Source organism: Streptomyces sp. NPDC051105 (genome assembly GCF_040682795.1).
Classification (GTDB): domain Bacteria; phylum Actinomycetota; class Actinomycetes; order Streptomycetales; family Streptomycetaceae; genus Streptomyces.
Genome location: NZ_JBFBBR010000024.1, coordinates 50319 through 72188, shown reverse-complemented (window position 1 = coordinate 72188; position 21870 = coordinate 50319). Strand labels below are relative to the sequence as shown.

The 21870-nt window shown below is 71.0% G+C and carries 23 protein-coding genes; 9 read left to right on the top strand and 14 right to left on the bottom strand.

Going from position 1 to position 21870, the window contains the following annotated elements; genetic code table 11:
- Positions 1-160: 160 nt before the first annotated feature.
- From AB0N16_RS38655 to AB0N16_RS38645, 3 genes are all read right to left on the bottom strand, one after another.
- The gene (locus AB0N16_RS38655; RefSeq protein ID WP_351733704.1) at positions 161-1186 is read right to left on the bottom strand and encodes a 6-phosphofructokinase; all 1026 of its coding nucleotides are present in this window, start codon (positions 1184-1186) and stop codon (positions 161-163) included.
- Positions 1187-1365: 179 nt separating this feature from the next.
- Entirely contained in the window at positions 1366-2094 is a 729-nt protein-coding gene (locus AB0N16_RS38650) for a glutamine amidotransferase (protein WP_365805204.1), read from the bottom strand.
- A gap of 23 nt (positions 2095-2117) precedes the next feature.
- Positions 2118-3356, bottom strand: coding sequence for a MurT ligase domain-containing protein (locus AB0N16_RS38645; protein ID WP_365805202.1), 1239 nt, complete (start codon positions 3354-3356; stop codon positions 2118-2120).
- Between the two features lie 149 nt (positions 3357-3505).
- Here AB0N16_RS38645 and def point away from each other — a divergent pair, with 149 nt between their 5' ends.
- The gene (gene def / locus AB0N16_RS38640) at positions 3506-4045 is read left to right on the top strand and encodes a peptide deformylase (protein ID WP_365805200.1); all 540 of its coding nucleotides are present in this window, start codon (positions 3506-3508) and stop codon (positions 4043-4045) included.
- Positions 4046-4139: 94 nt separating this feature from the next.
- Here the strand turns inward: def and AB0N16_RS38635 are convergent, their stop codons facing one another.
- A complete protein-coding gene (locus AB0N16_RS38635) occupies positions 4140-4784 on the bottom strand; it encodes a TetR family transcriptional regulator (RefSeq protein WP_365805198.1) in 645 nt (214 codons plus the stop codon).
- A 173-nt stretch (positions 4785-4957) separates the two neighbouring features.
- On the opposite strand from AB0N16_RS38635, the gene AB0N16_RS38630 reads away from it, so the two are divergent.
- On the top strand, positions 4958-6184 hold the full coding sequence (locus AB0N16_RS38630; RefSeq protein ID WP_365805196.1) for an acyl-CoA dehydrogenase family protein: 1227 nt from the start codon (positions 4958-4960) through the stop codon (positions 6182-6184).
- Between the two features lie 95 nt (positions 6185-6279).
- On the opposite strand, the gene AB0N16_RS38625 is transcribed toward AB0N16_RS38630, so the two are convergent.
- Genes AB0N16_RS38625 through AB0N16_RS38615 form a run of 3 tightly spaced genes read right to left on the bottom strand, consistent with a single transcriptional unit; the run spans position 6280 to position 9105 of the window.
- Positions 6280-6801, bottom strand: coding sequence for a cupin domain-containing protein (locus tag AB0N16_RS38625; protein ID WP_365805194.1), 522 nt, complete (start codon positions 6799-6801; stop codon positions 6280-6282).
- A 7-nt stretch (positions 6802-6808) separates the two neighbouring features.
- Positions 6809-8044: a cytochrome P450 gene (locus AB0N16_RS38620; protein WP_365805192.1), complete on the bottom strand. Its 1236-nt coding sequence runs from the start codon at positions 8042-8044 to the stop codon at positions 6809-6811.
- Positions 8041-9105, bottom strand: a complete 1065-nt coding sequence (locus AB0N16_RS38615; RefSeq protein ID WP_351698390.1) for a type III polyketide synthase — start codon at positions 9103-9105, stop codon at positions 8041-8043. Before AB0N16_RS38615 ends, AB0N16_RS38620 begins: the two co-directional genes overlap by 4 nt.
- Positions 9106-9289: 184 nt before the next feature.
- Between AB0N16_RS38615 and AB0N16_RS38610 the strand changes: the two genes are divergently transcribed.
- Positions 9290-9952 carry a transcriptional regulator gene (locus tag AB0N16_RS38610; protein WP_365805190.1) on the top strand — a complete coding sequence of 221 codons (663 nt, stop codon included), beginning with the start codon at positions 9290-9292 and terminating at the stop codon, positions 9950-9952.
- Positions 9953-10029: 77 nt separating this feature from the next.
- On the opposite strand, the gene AB0N16_RS38605 is transcribed toward AB0N16_RS38610, so the two are convergent.
- The 5 genes from AB0N16_RS38605 to AB0N16_RS38585 all read right to left on the bottom strand — a co-directional run bounded on the left by AB0N16_RS38605 (position 10030) and on the right by AB0N16_RS38585 (position 14713).
- A complete protein-coding gene (locus AB0N16_RS38605) occupies positions 10030-10266 on the bottom strand; it encodes a DUF6213 family protein (RefSeq protein WP_351698394.1) in 237 nt (78 codons plus the stop codon).
- 24 nt (positions 10267-10290) lie between these two features.
- Positions 10291-11676: an NADP-dependent succinic semialdehyde dehydrogenase gene (locus tag AB0N16_RS38600; RefSeq protein WP_365805188.1), complete on the bottom strand. Its 1386-nt coding sequence runs from the start codon at positions 11674-11676 to the stop codon at positions 10291-10293.
- Positions 11677-11751: 75 nt separating this feature from the next.
- Positions 11752-12219, bottom strand: coding sequence for an NUDIX domain-containing protein (locus AB0N16_RS38595; RefSeq protein ID WP_365805186.1), 468 nt, complete (start codon positions 12217-12219; stop codon positions 11752-11754).
- Positions 12216-13754, bottom strand: a complete 1539-nt coding sequence (locus tag AB0N16_RS38590) for an ATP-dependent DNA ligase (RefSeq protein WP_365805184.1) — start codon at positions 13752-13754, stop codon at positions 12216-12218. Before AB0N16_RS38590 ends, AB0N16_RS38595 begins: the two co-directional genes overlap by 4 nt.
- 29 nt (positions 13755-13783) lie before the next feature.
- Positions 13784-14713: an NAD(P)/FAD-dependent oxidoreductase gene (locus tag AB0N16_RS38585; RefSeq protein ID WP_365805182.1), complete on the bottom strand. Its 930-nt coding sequence runs from the start codon at positions 14711-14713 to the stop codon at positions 13784-13786.
- Positions 14714-14791: 78 nt separating this feature from the next.
- Here AB0N16_RS38585 and AB0N16_RS38580 point away from each other — a divergent pair, with 78 nt between their 5' ends.
- The 6 genes from AB0N16_RS38580 (at position 14792) to AB0N16_RS38555 (ending at position 20084) form a co-directional block, all read left to right on the top strand.
- Positions 14792-15367, top strand: a complete 576-nt coding sequence (locus AB0N16_RS38580; RefSeq protein WP_351698402.1) for an XRE family transcriptional regulator — start codon at positions 14792-14794, stop codon at positions 15365-15367.
- 91 nt (positions 15368-15458) lie between these two features.
- Positions 15459-16427 (top strand): NADPH:quinone oxidoreductase family protein, encoded by a 969-nt coding sequence (locus AB0N16_RS38575; RefSeq protein WP_365805180.1) that lies wholly within the window; start codon positions 15459-15461, stop codon positions 16425-16427.
- Positions 16424-17605, top strand: a complete 1182-nt coding sequence (locus AB0N16_RS38570) for an acyl-CoA dehydrogenase family protein (RefSeq protein ID WP_365805178.1) — start codon at positions 16424-16426, stop codon at positions 17603-17605. Before AB0N16_RS38575 ends, AB0N16_RS38570 begins: the two co-directional genes overlap by 4 nt.
- Positions 17602-18693 carry an acyl-CoA dehydrogenase family protein gene (locus tag AB0N16_RS38565; protein ID WP_365805176.1) on the top strand — a complete coding sequence of 364 codons (1092 nt, stop codon included), beginning with the start codon at positions 17602-17604 and terminating at the stop codon, positions 18691-18693. Before AB0N16_RS38570 ends, AB0N16_RS38565 begins: the two co-directional genes overlap by 4 nt.
- 230 nt (positions 18694-18923) lie before the next feature.
- A complete protein-coding gene (locus tag AB0N16_RS38560; RefSeq protein WP_365805174.1) occupies positions 18924-19787 on the top strand; it encodes a phosphatidylinositol-specific phospholipase C/glycerophosphodiester phosphodiesterase family protein in 864 nt (287 codons plus the stop codon).
- Between the two features lie 102 nt (positions 19788-19889).
- Positions 19890-20084 carry a hypothetical protein gene (locus AB0N16_RS38555; protein WP_362562152.1) on the top strand — a complete coding sequence of 65 codons (195 nt, stop codon included), beginning with the start codon at positions 19890-19892 and terminating at the stop codon, positions 20082-20084.
- A 49-nt stretch (positions 20085-20133) separates the two neighbouring features.
- Here the strand turns inward: AB0N16_RS38555 and AB0N16_RS38550 are convergent, their stop codons facing one another.
- Both AB0N16_RS38550 and AB0N16_RS38545 read right to left on the bottom strand, forming a co-directional pair.
- Positions 20134-21306: a phosphodiester glycosidase family protein gene (locus tag AB0N16_RS38550; RefSeq protein WP_365805172.1), complete on the bottom strand. Its 1173-nt coding sequence runs from the start codon at positions 21304-21306 to the stop codon at positions 20134-20136.
- 143 nt (positions 21307-21449) lie between these two features.
- Entirely contained in the window at positions 21450-21815 is a 366-nt protein-coding gene (locus AB0N16_RS38545) for a DUF779 domain-containing protein (protein ID WP_365805170.1), read from the bottom strand.
- Positions 21816-21870: the final 55 nt, after the last annotated feature.

Genomic DNA, 21870 nt, shown 5'->3' with positions numbered 1-21870 from the left:
GGGTTGTGCGGTTTCTTCGGTCCCCAGAGTAGAGCTGCCCCCGGGCGCCGCTGCGACCGGGGGCACTGGAGCGCCCCCTCAGGGGCGCGGGGAACTGCGCGAGCAACCACACACGACCCGCACTCGGCAACGGATCAGAACCTCCTACGGCGGAGACCCCTTAAAGCACGGTCTCCGCCTCGTCGTACCGCTCCGCGGGAACCGTCTTCAACGTCTCCACCGCCTCGGCGAGCGGCACCATCACGATGTCCGTGCCCCGCAACGCGGTCATGTGACCGAACTCTCCGCGATGCACGGCCTCCACCGCATGCCATCCGAACCGCGTCGCCAGGACGCGGTCGTACGCCGTCGGCGTGCCACCCCGCTGCACATGCCCGAGGATGACCGGCCGCGCCTCCTTGCCGAGCCGCTGCTCCAGCTCGATGGAGAGCTGCCGGGCGATCCCGGCGAACCGCTCGTGGCCGTAGATGTCCTTGCCGCCCTCGTCGAAGGCCATCGTGCCCGCCTTCGGCTTGGCCCCCTCCGCCGCGACGACGATCGCGAACCGCTTGCCCGCCTCGAACCGCTCGCCGACCCGGCGGGCCAACTCCTCGATGTCGAAGGGGCGTTCCGGTACGACGATGGCGTGGGCGCCGGCCGCCATCCCGGAGTGCAGGGCGATCCAGCCGGTGTGCCGGCCCATGACCTCGACGACGAGGACCCGCTGGTGGGACTCGGCGGTGGTCTTCAGCCGGTCGAGGGCCTCGGTGGCCACGCCCACGGCCGTGTCGAAGCCGAAGGTGACGTCGGTGACGGCGATGTCGTTGTCGATGGTCTTCGGCACGCCGACGATCGGCAGGCCGGCGTCGGACATCAGCCGGGCCGCCTTCAGCGTGCCCTCACCGCCGATCGGGATGATCGCGTCGAGGCCGAGTTCGGCGACATGGCCCCTGGCCCGCTCCACGCCGTCCCGAAGGTGCGAGGGCTGGACCCGGGAGGAGCCGAGGATCGTGCCGCCGCGGGCCAGGATGCCGGCCACGGCGTCGAGGTCGAGCTTGAGATAGTCGCATTCCAGGAGGCCCTTCCAGCCGTCCCGGAAGCCGATGACCTCGTCGCCGTGGTCGGCGACGGCACGGTGCACGACGGACCGGATGACGGCGTTCAGGCCGGGGCAGTCGCCGCCGGACGTGAGGACACCAATGCGCATAGCCCGAAACAACCTTCTCCACGTGGGCCGAAGACCGGACCACGCTGTCCGGCCGTCATCGCCGTCACCCTACCGGCGGGAGGGGGTCCGGCCGTACCGGGCGTCCGCCTGCTGGACGCGCCCGCACATGTGAGCGGACAGCCTGTCAGGCGGGCCCGGAATCGACCACTCCGGTACGGTCAGGCGGGCTGCTGCGCGGAGGCGATCCGCTCGCTGCGCAGGGCCTCGTACCAGCGGTCGTCGATCGGCGGCAGCGCGTTGACGTCGAGCGCCAGCTTCAGCAGCAGGTCGGCGATGAGCGGGTTGCGGGCGAGGACCGGCCCGTGCATGTACGTGCCGAAGACGGTGTCGTTGTACGCGCCCTCCGTGCCGTCCCCGGTGCCGTTGCCCCGGCCCAGCTGGACGCGGGCGAGGGGGCGGGCGGTGGGGCCGAGCTGGGTGACGCCCTGGTGGTTCTCGAACCCGGTCAGCTGGGGCAGCCCGAGGCGCGGGTCGATGTCGGCGAGGACGTCACCGACGCACCGCTCGCCGGTGCCGCGCACGGTCGTCACGTCGAGCAGGCCGAGGCCCGGCTCGCGCTGGCCCAGGTCGTTGATGAACTCGTGCCCGAGGATCTGGTAGCCGGCGCACACCGAGAACACGATCGCGCCGTTCTCCACGGCCCGGTACAGGTGCCCGTCGCGGCGCAGCCGCTCGGCGGCCAGCCGCTGCGGACGGTCCTCGCCGCCGCCGATCAGGTAGATGTCGCCGGAGGTCGGGATCGGCTGGTCGCTGCGCACGTCCAGCCGGGCCACGTCGAGACCGCGCTGCCGGGCCCGGCGCTCCACGACGAGCGCGTTGCCCTGGTCGCCGTAGGTGCTGAGCAGATCCGGGTAGATCCACACCAGCCGCAGTTGGTTGTCGCTCATCAATGATCGTCCTTGGGGGTCAGTCAGTTGCCGACGCGGCGGCGCAGGTCCTGGAAGGCGGTGTAGTTCGCGATGACCTCGATCCGGCCCGGCGGGCACATCTGCACGGCCTGGTCGAGGGAGTCGCAGACCTGGAAGTGCTGGTTCGCGACCTCCAGCCGCACCGCGAGGTCGAGCTTGCGGTCGCCGAGCACGAAGATCGGGTGGCCGGTGAGGCGGGTGTAGTCCACGTCCCACAGCCAGGAGGTGTCGGTGCCGTCCGCGCCGCGCGCGTTCACGGAGAGGATCACCGGGGCCGGCGGCGGGTCGATCAGCGAGAACGTCTCCAGCCAGCCGGCCGGGTTCTTCGCGAGGAGCAGCCGCAGGTCGCGCCCCTGGAACTGCACGACGTCGTACCGTCCCGCGACGGCCTGCACCTGGTACATCCGCTCCAGGGCGACCTGAGGCGGCACCCCGAAGACGGCGGCGACGGCGGCCGAGGAGGCCGCGTTGGCCTTGTTGGCGCGTCCCGGCAGCTGGAGATGGATCGGCCAGGCGGACCCGTGCGGATCGAGGACGTGGTCCCCGGACAGCACCCAGCTGGGCGTGGGGCGCCGGAAGCCGCACTCACCGCAGAACCAGTCGTCCCCGGGCCGCTGCATCACACCGCCGCAGGACGGGCAGGACCAGGCGTCGTCCTTCCACATCTGCCCGGCGGCGACCCAGATCACATTGGGGGAGGAGGACGCGGCCCACACCACCAGCGGGTCGTCGCAGTTCGCCACGATGACGGCCTTCGAGCCGGCCAGGCCCTCCCGCCAGTTCTCGGCGAGCATCCGGGTCTCGGCGGCACGGTCGAGCTGGTCGCGGGAGAGGTTGAGCAGCGCGATGCACTTCGGGTCGGTGTCCCGGGCCACCCCGGCGAGGTACTTCTCGTCGACCTCGATCACGCCGAACTTGGCGTCGGAGCCGCCGGCCAGCGCCGAGGTGATACCGGCGGGCATGTTGGCGCCGAGCGCGTTGGAGACGACCGGGCCCGCGGCCTTGAGCGCCTCGGCGATCAGCCGGGTGGTCGTCGTCTTGCCGTTGGTCGCCGAGACGAGCGTGACGTCCAGGTTCTGGGCGAGCCGGGCGAGGAGGTCGGGGTCGAGTTTCAGTGCGACCCGGCCGCCGATCACGGATCCGCTGCCGCGTCCCGCGGCACGGGACGCCGCCGCGACCGCTTTGCCCGCGGTCACGGCGATCTTGGCCCGCGGCGTGAGCGGGTCCGAGTTGCCTGCCATCAGTTCTCGATCCTCCTTGCGTACGCGCCGCGCCTCAGCCATTCGGCAACGTGGTGGAGCTCAGCCTATCGAGATCCATTCGCACACCCGAATTCCGGCCCTCGCCTGCGCGGCGGGCAGGGGCCGACTCGAACCGTACCCTTGCGGCCATGCGACAAGGTTCCATTCCGGGCGCCCATGGGCGGGTCCGGCCCCTCACCCTGCTCGGCGACCCCGTCCTGCACGCCCGTTGCGCGGAGGTCACCGACTTCGGCCCCGAACTCTCCCGTCTGGTGGAGGACTTGTTTGCCACGATGTACGCCTCCGAGGGTGTGGGCCTGGCGGCGAACCAGGTGGGGGAGCCACTGCGGGTGTTCGTCTTCGACTGCCCCGACGACGAGGACGTCCGTCACCTGGGCCATGTGGTGAACCCCCGTCTGGTGGAGACGGACGGGGTGACGCTCCGCGGTCCGGAGGGCTGCCTGTCCCTGCCGGGCCTGGAGGCGGGGACTGAGCGCTACGACCACGCGGTGGTGGAGGGGTTCACGGCGACGGGGGAGCCGATCACGATCCACGGCACGGGTTTCTTCGCGAGGTGCCTGCAGCACGAGACCGACCACCTGGAGGGGCGCGTGTACGCCGACCGCGTGACGGGCTGGCGCAAGCGCAAGCTGATGCGACAAGTGGCCAAGGCCTCCTGGCGCCGGTGAGGACATGCTGTCAGGGGCGTGGGGCTGTATCGATGTGCGGCTCCGCCGCGTGGGCGCGACAAGCCCCCACCGGCGGTCAGCCGAAACTAAACCCCTAAAAACCAGGACCCCCTATTCTGTCCCCGGCCGCGGCGAGCCGCCCCCACAGCAGATCAGCCAAACTCTTCACCAACTCCGCACGAGAACAGGGCCGTTCGCCCAGCCACCAGTCCCCGGCCGCATGCATCATCCCGACGATCCCGTGCCCCCACACCCGCGCCAGCTGCTGACTCCCCGGCCCGAGGTCCAGCCGGTCCTCGATGACCTGCGCCAGCTCCTCACCCATCCGCCGCAACAGCGGAGCCGAGTGTTTCCCCACGTCGAACCCCTGGTCGGCCCCCGTGCTGCCCTCCGCGGGATGCATCAGGAACCGGTACACCTGGGGTCGTGCCTCGATCGCCGCGAGGTACGTGTCCAAGGTCGCCTCGACGCGCTCGCGACGCTCCGCGGGAGCGTCCAGTGCGGCCCGGAGCGAGTTCAGCAGGGCGTCCGTGTGCCGCTTGGCCAGCGCCGCGTACAGCCCGCTCTTGTCGCCGAAGTGGCGGTAGAGGATCGGTTTGGTGATGCCGGCCTCCGCCGCGATGGCGTTCATGGAAGCCTGTGGGCCGTCGCGCAGCACCACCCGGTCGGCGGCCTCCAACAGCTCACGCCGTCGGCGGTCGGCGGACCGCTGCTGTTCGGTCCGCTGCGTGGTGTCCATGTGCTCTCCCCACCCCGTGCTGTTTTCGGTGACGCCTGCGCAAACTAACACCTGACAGCCAGGTGCGATCGAACTGGCTGCCGAGGTGACCTCGGGAGTTGACTTTTCCTACCGGCGAGTAACAGACTCGGGTTACCGCTAGTAACACATTATGCGCCGCCGCTGGAGGGGTCATGGCCGAGTTCACCATGGAACTCAACGACGAACAGAAGGAGGTCCGGGACTGGCTGCACGGGTTCGCCGCCGATGTGATCCGCCCCGCGGCCGCCGAATGGGACGAGCGTGAGGAGACTCCCTGGCCTGTCATCCAGGAGGCCGCGAAGGTCGGCATCTACTCCCTCGACTTCTACGCCCAGCAGTACTTCGACCCCACCGGCCTCGGCATCCCGATGGCCATGGAGGAACTGTTCTGGGGCGACGCCGGCATCGCCCTGTCCATCGTGGGCACGGGCCTCGCCGCCGTCGGCGTCCTCGCCAACGGCACCGAGGAGCAGATCGGCACCTGGATCCCCCAGATGTACGGCGACCAGAACGATGTCAAGGTCGCCGCGTTCTGCTCCTCCGAGCCCGACGCCGGCTCCGACGTGGCCGCCATGCGCACCCGGGCCGTGTACGACGAGGCCAAGGACGAGTGGGTGATCAACGGCACGAAGACCTGGGCGACCAACGGCGGTATCGCCAACGTCCATGTCGTCGTCGCGGTCGTCGACCCGGAGCTGGGGTCCAAGGGCCACGCGTCCTTCATCGTGCCGGCGGGGACCCCCGGGCTCGCCCAGGGCCAGAAGTTCAAGAAGCACGGGATCCGTGCCTCGCACACCGCCGAGGTCATCCTGGACGGCGTCCGGGTGCCGGGCTCCTGCCTGCTCGGCGGCAAGGAGAAGCTGGACGAGCGCCTCGCCCGGGCCCGGGAGCGAGCCAGGACGGGCGGCGAGCGGGTCAAGAACGCGGCGATGGCGACGTTCGAGGCGAGCCGCCCCGCGGTGGGGGCCATGGCGGTGGGTACCGCGAGGGCCGCCTACGAGGTCGCCCTTGACTACGCCAAGACCCGTGAGCAGTTCGGGCGGCCGATCATCGACAACCAGGGCGTGGCCTTCCAGCTCGCGGACATGCGTACGTCCATCGACGCCGCCCGGCTGCTGGTGTGGCGTGCGTCTTGGATGGCGGTGAACGGGAAGCCGTTCACCGCCGCCGAGGGCTCGATGTCGAAGTTGTTCGCCAGCGAGACCGCGAAGAAGGTCACCGCCCAGGCGATCCAGATCCTGGGCGGCAACGGGTACACGCGGGAGTATCCGGTGGAGCGGATGCACCGTGATGCGGCGATCTACACGATCTTCGAGGGCACGAGTGAGGTGCAGCGGTTGGTGATCGCCCGGACCTTGTCGGGGATGCCGATTCGGTAGCGCCGTGCGGGTGCGGGTGCGGGTGCAGGTGCGTTGCGGGTCCACGCGGCGTCGTGGTTGCCCGCGCAGTTCCCCGCGCCCCTAGGTGGATCTCCTCACCGGTGTTTCAGAGGCGTGAGTTGCTCGATGTCGTAGCGCTTGCGGAGTTGCTCGATCGCCTCGAGGTCCGGAGGACCGTCGCTGCCCAGGATCTCCAGGAGTTCTTCGAAGTAACGCTCGTGGTCGGGTGGCGGGGAAGCCTGGAAGAACATCCGCGCCGGGGTGTCCGTCGGGTTGGCGAAGGCGTGCGGGCAGCCCGGGGGTACGGCGATCAGCGTGCCCGGGGTCGCCCGCACCACCCTCGTGCCCGAACTCGACTCCCACTTCTGCCAGTTGTCGGGAGTGCGGACACGCGGCTCGAAGGCGAGGACGTCCAGCTCGCCTTCGAGGACGTAGAACAACTCCTCGCTGCGGGTGTGCACATGGGCGCCCACGTCGAAGCCCGGCGGGACCTCCACCTCGAAGGTGGAGGCCGTCCGCGAGTGCGTGCCCGTCACCTTGAAGGTGACGCGCTGGGCCGGCGTGTGGACCACGCGCCCGTGTCCCGGTGGTACGAGGAGTCCCTCGGTCGTGGTCATGGGCCACTCACCAGGTCACCGGAAGTGCCTCGGGTCCCCGGATCAACGCGCCCTTCCGGAAGGGAACCTGGTCCGGAGGTACGGCGAGCCGCAGCCCGGGCAGCCGGTCCAGGAGGGCGTCGACCAGCAGTTCCTCCTCCAGCCTGCCGAGCTGGCCACCCGGGCAGTAGTGCGGGCCGAACCCGAAGGACACATGCGGGTTGGGACTGCGGGTGAGGTCGATCGTCTCGGGGTCAGGGAAGACCTCCGGGTCGCGGTTGGCGGCCAGGTACGAGACGTAGATCGGGTCGCCCGCGCGGATCCGTACGCCCTTGATCTCCACGTCCTCCACGGCGATCCGGGACAGTCCCACCGCGCTGCGGTGCGGGATGTAGCGCAGCAGCTCGTCGATCGCCCTGGGGCGGATCTCCGGCTCCGTGCGCAGCCGGTCGAGGAGGTCGGGCCGGGTGAGCAGCAGGTAGAACATCTGCCCGCTGTTGTTGGTGACCGCCTCGCCGCCGATCTGGAGGAGGACGGCGAGACCGACGGCCTCCTCAAGGGTGACCTCGCCACGGCCCACGGCCGCGCCCAGCAGGGAGGCCACGTCCTCGCCCGAACTGCCCTCGCGCAGGGCGATGAGGTCGCCGAAGTAGGCGCTCATCTCGCGCTTGGCCTTCTCGCTGATCTCCTTGCCGTGGCTGGAGGACAGGATCAGCTGGGTCCAGATGTGCATCGTGTGCCGGTCGGCTGCCGGAACGCCCATCACCTCACAGATCACCGCGATGGGGAAGGGGCTCAGGACCGTCGCCGTGAGATCGGCGGGCGGGCCGTCCTGGACGAGCTCGTCGACGAGCTCGTCCAGCATCCGGCGCGCCTTCTCGCGGACCCGTTCCACGCCCTTGGTGGTGAGCGCGGAGGCCACCGACCGGCGCAGCCGGGTGTGGTCGGGCGGGTCCAGGAAGCCGACCGCGCCGCGGTCCGGGATGAAGTGCGGGGCGAGCCGGGTGACCGGCTGCTCCATCACCGCCTCACGGCTGAAGCGGGGGTCGTTGGTCACCATCCGTACGTCGTCGTACCGGGTGACCAGCCAGGCCCAGCCCTCGCCGTTGGGCAACTGGATCCGGGTGACCGGGCCCTCGCGCATCAGCTCGGCCAGAGTCGGGTCGAAGTCCACCCCCGCCAGGTCCGGCACCTTCCAGCGCCGGACCGGGCAGGCGGCCTCCGTGGCGGAGTCCAGGGGTTCGCTGAGCGTCTTCTCGGTCATGCCGCCTCTTCGTCCGAACGCCGCCAGCGACCCAGCGACATTTCCGCGGTGATGCCGGGACCGAAGCCGGCCAGCAGGCCACGCGCCTGGTGCTCGGCACCGCCCTCGTCGAACATCCGGCGCAGTGCGTCCAGGACGACGGCGCTGGCGATGTTGCCGTACTCGGTGAGCGTGGCCCGGCTGAACCGGAACGCGTGCGGGTCGACCTGGAGGAACTTGCTGAGGTCGTCCAGGATTCGCGGCCCGCCCGCGTGGACTATGTAGAAGTCCAGGTCGGAGGCGTTCCAGCCGTGCAGTCCCGCCAGGTCCTGGAGGGCCGGCGCGAGCGGCTCCATGGTCGCCGGGACCCGCTTGTCCAGCAGGAAGTGGAACCCGGTGGCCCGGACGTCGTACATGATCCACTCTTCGGTCTTGGGGATCAGGTACGAACCGTTGCGTTCGAGCTCGACGCCGGTGCCGCCCTTGCCGCGGACCACGGCGGCGGCGATGCCGTCACCGAAGAGGCCGTTGGAGAGCAGGGAGCCGACGCCGAGGTCGGTCGGCTGGTAGCACAGCGAGCAGAACTCGCAGGCCACGATGAGCGCGTTGGCGTCCGGGTACGCCGAGCAGAAGTCGTGCGCCCGGTTGATCGCCGCTCCGCCGGCCGCGCAGCCGAGCTGCGCGATGGGGATCTGGCGGGTGGTGGAGTCGAAGTCCATCTCGTTGATCAGCCACGCGGTGAGCGAGGGCATCATGAAGCCCGTGCACGAGACGTAGATGATCACGTCGATGTCACTGGTGAGCAGCTCGGCGTCGTCGAGCGCTCGTTGGATGACTGCGGGGACCCGGGCCTTGGCCTCGACCTCGTAGAGCTTGTTGCGCTCCTCGAAGCCCGGATGCTTGAGGGTTTCCTCGATCGGCTGCACGATGTGCCGGGTGCGAACGCCCGTGTTCTCGATCAGTCTCAGCGCCAACGGCAGCTGCGGGTGGTTCTCGTGGTGGGAGCGCGCCAGTTCCAGCGTCTCCTCCATCGTGATCACGTACTCCGGGACCGACACTGAGGGTTTGCACAAAGTCGCCATGAACCGTGCCTGCTTTCAGCCTTCCGGCGGGTTTGGGCCCGGCCGGTCAGAAGGTGGTTCACCTCAGGAGGTGGTTCCCTCACGATCACCCGTGAGGGCGACGATCTCTCGCCGGACTACTCCGAACCGGTGACCCCGTGTCAGGGTCGGAGGACCACCGAGGTATCCCGACGAGGAGGACGCGATGCCCGGAACGGCCGCGGAATTGCTGAAAAAGACCAGGTCAGAGCTTTCCCCCGACCCGAACTCGAATCCATTGGTCCCCCTCGTCGCCAGCGGCCGGGCGAGCCTGGAGACACTCGCCGCACTTGCCCTGGAACAACACCACGTGATTCCCGCCGACCACCGCGCGTTCCTGCATCTGGCGCAGCGCGCCGCCGAGGAGCCGGCGGCCGCGGGGTTCTTCACCATGCTGGCCGAGGGGGAGGAACTCGCGGCAGAGCGGCTGGGCGCGTTCGCCGAGGCGTGCGAAGTGGATGAGCGGCGCATGCAAGCGTACGAGCCCCTACCGGGCTGCCAGGCGTACCCGGCGTACATCTCCTGGCTCGCGCTCAACGCGACCCCGGCGGACGCCGTCCTGGCCGTCACGGCCAACTTCGCGACCTGGGGAACGTATTGCGCCCGCATCGCCGAGGGCCTGCGCACCCACTACGGCTTCACGGACGAGTCCCGCGCCTTCTTCGACTTCTTCGCGACACCGGCTCCGACGTTGGACGAGCAGGCGACGGCAGCGGTACGGGCGGGACTGGACTCAGGACGCCTGGACGAGAAGCGCGTGTACGCCTACGGCCGCTTGCTCCAGGCATACGAGGCGATGTTCTGGACGTCGCTGGCTGGACTTACGTGAAGGGGCGCCGGGCTGTGCCGATGTGCGGCTACCGCCGCGTGGGCGCGACCGGCCACAAACCACTCGCACCCGCCGAACTACCCCTGCTGGCCACTGCTGTGGGCGATACAAGCCACGTCGATCCGATCGGCGAGTTTCGCGAGCTCAATGGTCAGCGCGGCCACCGTGTCCTCGTCCAGTCCGCTCTCCCCGGCCTCCACCAGCCGGACCCACCGCCCGCCCACGGTCCGCAACAACTTACTCACGTCGGCCGCGGCCACCTGCAAGGTACCGCGGTCGTCGACGATCAGAGGCAGAGTCACTTCCCGGTTCACACCCGGATCGTAGCCGCGCAACCGTCACGCACCGTGCCAAACGGTGGTGATGTTGCAGAACTCCCGGATTCCGTGCCCGGACAGCTCACGCCCGTATCCGGACCGCTTCACACCCCCGAACGGAAACGCCGGGTGGGAGGCGGTCATGCCGTTGACGAACACGCCACCGGCCTCCAGATCCCGTACGAAACGGTCCACCTCGGCCTCGTCCCGCGTCCACACGTTCGAACTCAGTCCGAAGGGCGAGTCGTTGGCGATGAGGACCGCCTCGTCCAGATCCCCGGCCCGGTAGAGCGTGGCCACCGGCCCGAACGCCTCCTCGCGGTGGATGCGCATGTCGCGGTGGATCCCGGCGAGCACGGTCGGCGGGTAGAACCAGCCGGGTCCCTCCGGCCGCTGCCCGCCGCACAGCACCCGCGCACCCGACCGCTTCGCGTCGTCGACGAGTTCCTCCAGGTCGGCCCGTCCCCGCTCGCTGGACAGCGGCCCGACGTCCGTCCCCTCGTCCATCGGGTCGCCCATGCGCAACGCCTCCATGCCCGCCACGAACCGCTCGGCGAAGGCGTCGTAGACGTCCGTGTGCACGATGAACCGCTTCGCGGCGATGCACGACTGCCCGTTGTTCTGCACCCGCGCGGTCACCGCGATCCTCGCGGCGCGGTCGATGTCCGCCGAGGGCATCACCACGTAGGGGTCGCTGCCGCCCAGCTCCAGCACCGTCTTCTTGATCATCTCGCCGGCGGTGGCGGCGACCGCGCGGCCCGCCGGTTCGCTGCCGGTGAGCGTGGCCGCCCGCACCCGCTCGTCGCGCAGGATGTCGTCGACCGCCCCGGAGCCGATCAGCAGAGTCTGGAAACAGCCCTCCGGGAAGCCCGCCCGGTGGAAGAGATCCTCCAGATACAGGGCGGTCTGCGGGACGTTCGACGCGTGCTTGAGCAGGCCCACGTTGCCCGCCATCAGCGCCGGCGCGGCGAACCGGACCACCTGCCAGAGCGGGAAGTTCCACGGCATCACGGCCAGCACCGGCCCGAGGGGGCGGTAGCGCACCCGCGCCCGGGACGCCCCCGAGTCCTTCACGTCCGTCTCCGCCGGCGCCTCGTCGGCCAGCAGTTCCTCCGCGTGGTCGGCGTACCAGCGCATCGCCTTCGCGCACTTCGCGGCCTCCGCGCGGGCCTGCGCCAGCGGCTTGCCCATCTCGGTGGTCATCGTGCGGCCGATGTCGTCCTGGTCCGCGTCCAGCAGGTCGGCGGCCCGGTGCAGCAGCCGGGCGCGCTCGGCGAAGGTGCTCGTGCGGTACGTACGGAACGTCGCCTCAGCCAGTTCGAGCCGGCGTTCGAGTTCGTCCTCGTCCATGGCCTCGAACGTTTCGAGCGTCTCGCCGGTCGCCGGGTTCACCGTCGCGATGGGCATGGCTGACCTCCCTGGGAGCGGGTTTGCTTCGACCTTCGCGCGCGGTCCGGTGGACCGCAACGCATGCGCATCTGTTCAGTCCGTGTGCTCCGCCAGCCGGTCGAGAAACGCCGCCTGCGCCTTGACGATCACCTCGCGGGCCCGGTCGGGGCCGAGCCAGGCCACCCGGTCCAGCTCGGGGAACTCCTGGATCCGGCCCGACCGCGGCGGCCACTCCATCGTGAAGGTGCCGGGGTCGACCGCGGCCGGGTCCAGGTCCGCCTCGACCGCCCACACCGTCACGATCTTGCCGTTGCTCTGCCGGACCTCGCCGAGGGCGATCGCCTCGCCGTCCGGGGGCGGCAGGCCCAGTTCCTCCTGGAACTCACGGCGGGCCGCCGCCCAGGCCGGCTCGTCCGGCGCGTACTCGCCCTTGGGGACGGTCCAGGCGCCCGCGTCCTTCTTCGCGAAGTAGGGGCCGCCCATATGGCCGAGCAATACCTCGAGGCCCTGGTCGGTGTGCCGGAACAACAGCAGTCCGGCGCTTCGCTTCGGCTCCGTCAACGCCGTACCTCCGGGTGGGCGGCCAGCAGGGTCTCCACCGTATCGGCCTCCTGCGGCCGCTTGTCCTCGCGGTAGCGGACGACCCGGGCGAACCGCAGGGTGACGCCGGCCGGGTAGCGGGAGGACCTCTGCAGGCCGTCGTAGGCGATCTCGACGACGAGTTCGGGGCGTACGGTCACCACCCAGCCGTTGTCCGAGACCTCCAGTTCCTTCAGGCGGGCGGTCCCCCACTCCAGCATCGCGTCGGTCATGCCCTTGAAGGTCTTGCCGAGCATGGCGAAGCCGCCGTCCGGGGTACGGGCGCCGAGGTGGAGGTTGGAGAGCTTGCCGGTGCGCCGGCCGTGCCCCCACTCGGCGGCCAGGACGACCAGGTCGAGGGTGTGCACCGGCTTGACCTTCAGCCAGGAGGCGCCGCGCCGGCCCGCTCTGTAGGGGGCGTCCAGGGCCTTGACGACCACGCCCTCGTGACCGCGTTCCAGGGTGGCGGCGAGGAACTCCTCGGCGGCCGCCGCGTCCTTCGGCCCGGACACCACCGCCCGGCGGACCCGCATCGGCTCGGGGACCAGCCGGGCCAGCTCCGTGTGCCGTTCGGCGAAGGAGAGGTCGAGGAGGTCGTGGTCGCCGACGGAGAGAGCGTCGAAGAAGACGGGGGAGACCGGCACCTCCCGTGCGGCCTTCGCCACGTCCGTCCGGGAGCCGACCCGGCCCGCCGTCTCCTGGAAGGAGCGGGGGCGGCCGTCGGCGTCGAAGGAGATCACCTCGCCGTCCAGGATGAACCGGTCGCCTCTCAACTCCAGTGTGGCGGCGGTCACTTCGGGGAGCCGGTCGGTGATGTCGTCGAGGGTGCGGGTGTAGATCCGTACCGTGTCGCCGTCCCGGTGGACCTGGACCCGGATGCCGTCGAGTTTCTCCTCGACCGCGCAGGCGCCCAGTTTGCCGACCGCCTCGCCGACCGAGGCGGCGGTGTGCGCCAGCATGGGCAGCACCGGGCGGCCGACGGTGAGCCGGAAGCGGGCGAGGGCCGGCGGGCCGTCGCCCAGCAGCGCCTCGGCCACCATCTGGAGGGACCCGGCGAGCATCACCGCCCGGCGTACGTCGGCCGAGTCGGCGCCGGTCGCCTGCGCGAGCCCCTCGACGGCCACCGCGTCCAGGGCGCCCTGCCGTACCTCACCGGTGATCAGCCCCAGCAGGAAGCGCTGTTCGTCGGCGGTCGCCGCGCCCATCAACTCCCCCACGATCCGGGCGCGTTCGGCCTGCGAACCGGGCCCGGCGACCTTGCCCAGCTCGGTCAGCCGGGCATCGACCTCACGGACGGTGAGGGACGGCTCGGCGGCCGGCGGGACCGGCCGGCTCAGCACCTTCCAGCCGACGCCGAGGCGGCCCTGTGGGAGGCGGCCGGCCAGATAGGGGATGACGATCGGTACGTCGTCCGGGGCCGTCTCCCGGAAGAGGTCGGCGAGCAGCGCGGTCTTGCGGGAACGGGCCGCGGTGGCGGCGACCTCCCGGGACACTTCGGCGAGCCGGGTCAGCAGCATGCAGCCATGGTGCAACGGGCGGCCCCGGACTACACCCGCACGGCGGCGTCCAGATCCGCGAAGAGCAACTCGCCGTTGATCGCCGCACCGGCGCGACAGCCCCGGCTGGCCGCGTTGACCACCTGCTCGGCGAAGCCGCTCGCGTTGCCCGCCGCCCACAACCCCGGCACGGTCGTCAGGCCCCGCTCGTCGATCAGCGGGTAGGCGCCGAAGGGGGTCTCCGTCATCTCCGCGCCCAGCCCGACCAGCAGGTCGTTCTGCGGGACCGGGCGCGGGGCGACGAACAGTGCCTCCCGCGGGTGCACGCCGCCGTCCGAGAGCCGTACGCCGGTGAGCCGGTCGTCCTCGATCCTCAGCCCGGCGACCTCGCCCGGCACCACCCGGACCCCGGCCGCGGCCAGCCGCCGCAGGTCGTCGTCGGACAGCTCGGTCTCGGCGATCTGGTGCAGGAACAGCGTGACGTCCTTGGACCACTGGGTGACCATCAGCGCCTGGTGCACGCTCATCGGGGTCGTGGCCAGTACGCCGAAGGCCTGGTCGCGGACCTCCCAGCCGTGGCAGTACGGGCAGTGCAGCACATCCCGGCCGAACCGCTCGGCGACGCCGGACACGGTCGGCAGCTCGTCCTTCAGGCCGGTGGCGACCACCAGCTGCCGGGCCCGGACCTGGCGGCCGCTCGCCAGCGACACCGTGAAGTCGCCGTCCCTGGACGCGTCCACCGCCCGGTCCCGGACCAGTTCCACGCCGTACCGCGCGATCTCCGCGCGGCCGGCGGCGAGGAATTCCGCGGGCGGCATGCCGTCCCGGGACAGAAAGCCCTGCATATGGGCGGCGGGGGCGTTGCGGGGCTCGCCCGCGTCGACGACCAGGGTGCGGCGCCGGGCCCGGCCCAGGACCAGCGCCGCGGACAGCCCGGCCGCGCCGCCTCCGACGACGACCACCTCGTACGTATCGGTCATGGTGACCACCTCCGTCGGCGACGGTCGCGCATCCGTGGCCGGATTGACAAACCGCTTTGCCGAAACTGCAATACGTCCATGACCACGGACGACGTTCTCGCGGGGGTGGGCCCCCGGCTGCGCAAACTCCGCAAGGAGCGGGAGGTCACCCTCGCCGCCCTCTCCGAGACCACCGGCATCTCGGTCAGCACCCTCTCCCGGCTGGAAGCGGGGCTGCGCAAGCCCAGCCTGGAGCTGCTGCTGCCGATCGCCCAGGCCCACCAGGTGCCTCTGGACGAACTGGTCGGCGCCCCGCCGGTCGGGGATCCCCGGGTGCGGGCCAAGCCGATGGAGCGGTACGGCCGCACCTTCTGGCCGCTGACCCGGCAGCCCGGTGGCCTGCAGGCATTCAAGGTGGTCGAACCGAAGCGGAAACTCGATCCCGAACCGCGCACCCATGAGGGCTACGAGTGGTTGTACGTGCTGTCCGGGAAGCTGCGGCTGGTGCTCGGTGAGCATGACGTCGTACTGGCGGCGGGGGAGGCGGCCGAGTTCGACACCCGGGTGCCGCACTGGTTCGGGTCGACGGGGGAGGGGCCGGTGGAGTTCCTCAGCCTGTTCGGGCCGCAGGGGGAGCGGATGCATGTGCGAGCACGGCCGAGAAGCACGGCGTGACGCGTCCCGCGTGCCGTCGGCTGTTCCCTCAGCGGCAAGCGACCGCTTAGTATGCGATGGACCCCGACGAAGCAGTCTGTGGAGGCACCGCATGCAGGCATGGCAAGTGCACGAGAACGGCGAGCCGAGCGAGGTGATGCGGCTCGAGGAGGTGGAGCGGCCCACGCCCGGTGACGGCCAGGTCCTGCTCAAGGTGCGTGCCGCCAACATCAACTTCCCCGATGTGCTGATGTGCCGAGGGCACTACCAGGTACGCCCGCCGCTGCCGTTCACGCCCGGCGTGGAGATCTGCGGTGAGACCGAGGACGGGCGCCGGGTGATCGCCAACCCCGTGCTGCCGCACGGCGGCTTCGCCGAGTACGCGGTCGCGGACGCCGCCGCCCTGCTGCCCGCCCCGGACGCGCTGGACGACGCCGAGACCGCCGCCCTGCACATCGGCTACCAGACGGGCTGGTTCGGCCTGCACCGCCGGGCCGGGCTCCAGGCCGGCGAGACGCTGCTCGTGCACGCCGCCGCCGGCGGCGTCGGCAGCGCGGCCGTACAGCTCGGCAAGGCGGCCGGGGCCACGGTGATCGGTGTGGTGGGCGGCGCCGACAAGGCGGCCGTGGCCCGCGAGCTGGGCTGTGACGTCGTCGTCGACCGGCGTGCCGAGGACGTCGTCGCCGCCGTGAAGGAGGCCACCGGCGGCCGGGGCGCCGACGTGATCTACGACCCGGTCGGCGGCGAGGCCTACACCCAGTCGACCAAGGTGGTCGCCTTCGAGGGCCGGATCGTGGTCGTAGGCTTCGCCAGCGGCACCATCCCGAGCCCGGCGCTCAACCACGCCCTGGTGAAGAACTACTCGATCCAGGGCCTGCACTGGGGCCTGTACGCCACCAAGAACCCCAAGCTGATCCTGGACTGCCACCGGCAGCTCACCGAGCTGGCCGCCAAGGGCGCCATCAAGCCCCTGGTGAGCGAGCGGGTACCGCTGACCGAGGCCGCGGCGGCCGTACAGCGCGTCGGTGACGGCGTCACCACCGGCCGGGTCACCGTCGTACCGAAGGGAGCCGCGGCATGACCGACGCCGCCGAACTCACACGCCGCACCGCCGAGTTGCTGGCCGCGCACCCGCCCGCCACGACGGACCGGCTCGACTTCCTCAAGGCCCGCTTCGACGCGGGACTCGCCTGGGTGCACTACCCGGAGGGCCTCGGCGGACTGGGCGCCCCGCGCTCCCTCCAGGTCGTCGTGGACGCGGAGCTGGAGGCCGCGGGCGCCCCCGACAACGACTCGCGCCGCAACGGCATCGGACTCGGCATGGCCGCGCCGACCATCCTCAAGTACGGCACGGAGGAGCAGAAGCAGCGCTATCTGCGGCCGCTGTGGATCGGGGAGGAGGTCTGGTGCCAGCTGTTCAGTGAGCCGGGGGCCGGCTCCGACCTGGCCGCGCTGGGCACCCGGGCCGTCCGCGAGGGCGACGAGTGGGTGGTGAACGGGCAGAAGGTGTGGACCTCCGGGGCGCACAACTCCCGTTGGGCCATCCTCATCGCCCGCACCGACCCGAACGTGCCCAAGCACGCGGGCATCACCTACTTCATCTGCGACATGACCGACCCGGGCGTGGACGTCCGGCCGCTGCGGCAGGTCACCGGCGAGGCCGAGTTCAACGAGGTCTTCCTCACCGACGTGCGCATCCCCGACTCCCGCCGTCTCGGCGCGATCGGCGACGGCTGGCGGGTCGCGCAGACCACCCTCAACAACGAGCGCGTCGCGATCGGCGGCATGCGGCTGCCCCGCGAGGGCGGCATGATCGGGCCGGTCGCGAAGACCTGGCGCGAGCGCCCCGAGCTGCGCACCCACGACCTGCACCAACGGCTGCTGAAGCTGTGGGTCGAGTCCGAGGTCGCCCGGCTCACCGCCGAACGCCTGCGCCAGCAGCTCGTCGCCGGACAGCCCGGCCCCGAGGGCGCCGGCATGAAGCTCGCCTTCGCCCGCCTCAACCAGGAGATCAGCGGCCTTGAGGTCGAACTCCGGGGTGAGGAAGGCCTGTTGTACGACGACTGGACCATGCGCCGGCCCGAACTGGTGGACTTCACCGGCCGCGACGCCGGCTACCGCTACCTCCGCGCCAAGGGCAACAGCATCGAGGGCGGGACCAGCGAGGTCCTGCTGAACATCGTCGCCGAACGCGTCCTGGGCCTGCCGGCCGAGCCGCGCACCGACAAGGACGTCGCGTGGAAGGACCTCGCCCGATGACAACACAGAGCACACAGCCCGACCTGCTGTACTCGGAGGAGGAAGAGGCGCTGCGGGCCGCGGTGCGGGACCTGCTGTCCGACCACTGCGACGCGCCGGGCGTCATCGCCCGCACCGAGTCGGACGCCCCGCACGACCTGGCGGCCTGGAAGGCCCTCACCGAGGGTATGGGGCTCGCCGGCCTGCTGGTGCCGGAGAAACAGGGCGGCCAGGGCGGCTCGCACCGCGAAGTCGCCGTCATCCTGGAGGAGTTGGGTCGGGCCGTGGCGCCTGTGCCGTATCTGACCAGTGCCGTGGTGGCGACCGAGGCGCTGCTCGCCTGCGGTGACGAGGAACTGCTCGGCAAGCTGGCGTCGGGGCGGACGATCGGTGCGCTGGCCGTGGGGCTGCATGTCGCTCCGGGGGCCGCGGTGCAGACCGTACGCGTCGAGGACGGGCGCCTGTACGGTGAGTTGACCGGGATCGCGGATGCGGTCGCCGCGGACGTGCTGCTGGTGCCGGGGGACGACGGGGGGCTGTACGCCGTCGAGGCGGCGGCTGTCACCCTTACCCCGCAGGTGTCCTTCGACCTGACCCGGCCGCTCGCCACGGTCACCCTCGACGGGGCCGTCGGGCGCCGGGTGGGTGACGCCGAGCCCGCCGTGCGGCGGGCGCTGCGGGCCGGGGCCGGGCTGCTGGCCTCCGAGCAGTTCGGCGTCGCCGAATGGGCGTTGACCGAGACCGTGCGGTACCTCAAGGAGCGCAAGCAGTTCAACCGGCCGGTGGGCGGGTTCCAGGCGATCAAGCACCGGCTGGCGCAGCTGTGGCTGGAGGTCGTGAACCTGCGGGCAGCCGCGCGGGGTGCCGCCGATGCGCTGGCCTCCGGCGAGGATGCCGATGTGCTGGTGGCCGTTGCGCAGGCCTACGCGGCGCCGGTTGCCGTGCACGCGGCCGAGGAAGCGCTGCAGTTGCACGCGGGGATCGGGATGACCTGGGAACATCCGATTCACCTGTACCTGAAGCGGGCCAAGGCCGATTCGATCGCCTTTGGTACGGCGGGGGCGCATCGGGGGGCCTTGGCCGAACTGGTCGGTCTTCAGGCGCCGTGATGTGACGGTCGTTTGGTGCGGGCGCGTGGGGGACCGGTCGCGCACACGCGGCGGAGCCGCATATGCGACACACCCCCGCGTCCCCTTTGCGGCGTGCCCCTGCTGAGGCACGTATGAAGTGAACCGGGGGTGGCAGTCCAGCCAATTCCCTTCATGCCCGCGCCAATTGGGCTCCGCTCGCCCGCATACTCCCTTGGGTCCCTCAAGGCCCTACAAGGGAGGCAGAGCACATGGCCCTCACCACCCGTCGCAGAGCCCTCAGCACCCTCGGCGCCGCCCTCGCGGGCGCTGTCGTGCTGCCCGGCGCGCAGGCCTGGGCGGGCGGCGGTCACCGCGGCCCGCGTCCGCTGTGGCGTGCCCACGCCCACAACGACTACGAGCACACCCACCCCCTCTTCGACGCCCTCGGCCACCGCTTCGGCAGCGTCGAGGCGGACATCTTCCTCGTCGGCGACCAGCTGCTCATCGGCCACACCGCGGACGACCTCGACCCGAGTCGCACCCTGGAGTCCCTCTACCTGGACCCGCTGGCCCGGATCGTGAAGGCCAACCACGGTTCCGTGTACCGGGGTTGGCGCGAGCCGCTCCAACTGCTCATCGACATCAAGACCGAGGGATCGTCGACGTACCTCGAACTCGACCGGCACCTCCGGCGCTATCAGCACCTGTTCACGACGTACGCCCACGGCCGCGTCATCCCCGGTGCCGTCACCAACGTCATCTCCGGTGACCGTGCCGCGCGTACGCCGATGGAGGCGCAGACCGTGCGCCGGGCCTTCTACGACGGCCGGTTCACCGATCTCGGCACCTCGGCGCTCGCCTCCTTCGTCCCACTGATCAGCGACAACTGGCAGCTCAACTTCACCTGGCTCGGAGAGGGCGCGTTCCCCGAGGCCGAGCGGCAGAAGCTGCGTGCCATCATCGGCCAGGCGCACGACCGCGGCCAGACGGTGCGCTTCTGGAACACCCCCGACGTGGCCGGGGACGCCCGCGACGCGCTGTGGAGCGAACTGCTCGCCGCCGACGTCGACTACTTCAACACCGACGACCTGGCCGGCCTGGAAGCCTTCCTGGACACCCACCGGGGGTCGTAACACCACCCGAACGGGGCACGTGTCGACCGCACGGGCCCACCCTCCGCTACGCCACACTTGCGGCCGAACGCCCCGAAACGGGCGTGGCGGAGGAGGTTCGCGATGGCCGTTTCCATCTCTGTGGTGCTGCTGCTTCTGTTCCTGGCCGTGCTCTTCATGCGCCAGGGCGCGCTGAAGATCTCGCACGCCCTGGTCTGCATGCTGCTCGGCTTCTACCTGGCCAGCACCAGCATGGCGCCCACCATCAGCAGCGGGCTCACCGCGACCGCCGACCTGGTGAGCAGTCTGCGGCCCTGAGCCGACGGTCGGGTGCCGTCGGCCAGGGCGGGCGGTGAGTGGCTCGGGGTCAGGATTTCGAGAAGACCCCGATCCCGTTCGCCACGGCGCGTTCCGGGCTCTCGGTCGGGTGGTTGAGCACGCTCACCGCCTCGTCGCCCGGGGTGCGGGCCACCAGTGTCGTGGAGCCGCCGCCGTCCAGGCTGAACGCGTCGACCGCCCCCAACTCCCGCATCTCGTCGGCGACTTCGGCGATGCTCATGCCGCTGCGGTAGGCCACCGCGCCGTCCAGTGCGAGCAGCAGGAGTTCGCGTCCGCCGCTCGTGTAGCCGGCCGCGGTGCGTACGGCGGTGGTGGTGTCGTCGAGTCCGGCCAGCGGCTCGCCGCCGCGCAGCACCGGGTAGCCGCCGACCGCGAAGCGGTAGGGGACCTTGGAGGCGGAGGCGACCATCTGCCTGCGTACGGTGACCCGTTCGCCCTTGGTGAGCCGGCGCAGCTGGTCCGCGCCGGCCTCCCGGCCCAGCAGGACCGTCGTACCCGCCGCGATGGCGCCGCTGCCCGGGCTGGTGGCGGTGTCGACGACCTTGCCGCCGCGGATCCGCACCTCGTAGGTGTCCGTGCTGCATCCGGCCGCCCGGCTGGTGTCCGAGCCACAGGTGGCGCGTTTGCGGGAGGCCGGGCCCCAGGCGGCGGTGTAGAGGCCGACGGAGTCCTGCGCCAGCGCGTACTGGTTGAGGCCCCGCAGTGTGAGGTTCCCGTCCGGGGTGTGGACGGTGCCCACGAGCGTCAGCCGGTCCAGCCGGGCCCGGCGGTCCACGCCGACGCCGAAGACGTCGGTGGTGTCGGTGCCGGGCGGCAGCGACGGGCCGAACCGCTGGGCCCTCGGCACCGCGGCCTTGAGCGGCCGGCCGTGGGCGATCGCCGGGCCGACGCTCGCGCCGGTCGCCTCGACGCCCGGGTGCTGGGTCTCGGTGATGTTGAAGAAGTCGCCGTTCACGCCGGCGACCGCGCCCGCCGCGTCCGCCATCGTGGACACGGGCGACCGGGCGGCCACCGCACCCGGGTGGAGGAGGTCCACGTGGACGTGCGGGTTGTCGAGGTCGACGGTCAGCAGGTGGGCGTGGACCGTGCCCTTGGCCGCCGGGACGTCGAACTGCCGGTAGGTGACGCCGGGCGCGATCTGGTCGGCGCCCGACACGGCGCCGGCCGGTGCCGCTCCCGTGAGGGCGGCACCGGCCAGCAAGCCGGACGTCGTGAGAATCGTGAACAGAGTTCGGGTCGTCGCTGCAAGTCGTCTCTGACGATGCGTCACCGCACCCCCTGATGTCTCGTCAAGTACCTCAGGACTCAGGGAAGTGCAGCAGAAGAGAGTGACCGGCAGGGCGGCTAGGCGTCGACTACGCGAGAACGGGTGAGAAAACGCACCCCCTCGGGTGCCTCCAGGGAGAAACCGCTCCCCCGTCCGGGTACCACGTCCACGATCAGCCGGGTGTGGCTCCACGCCTCGTACTGGCTCCGGGACATCCAGAAGGTGACCGGCTCCTCGACGCCGTCCACCGCCAGCTCGGCCAGCAGCACGTCCGAGCCGCCGGTGCGGAACTCGCCGTCGAGGTAGCACATGGGCGCGCTGCCGTCGCAGCAGCCGCCGGACTGGTGGAACATCAGCGGGCCGTGCTCGGCGCGCAGCCGGCGCACCAGTTCGGCGGCCTGCGGGGTCAGCTCGACACGCGGCGGCGCTGTCTGGTCGTCCATGGTCACCCTCCTGGGGCCCGGGTGTCGGATCCCCTCAGTCTCACCTCTCGTCACC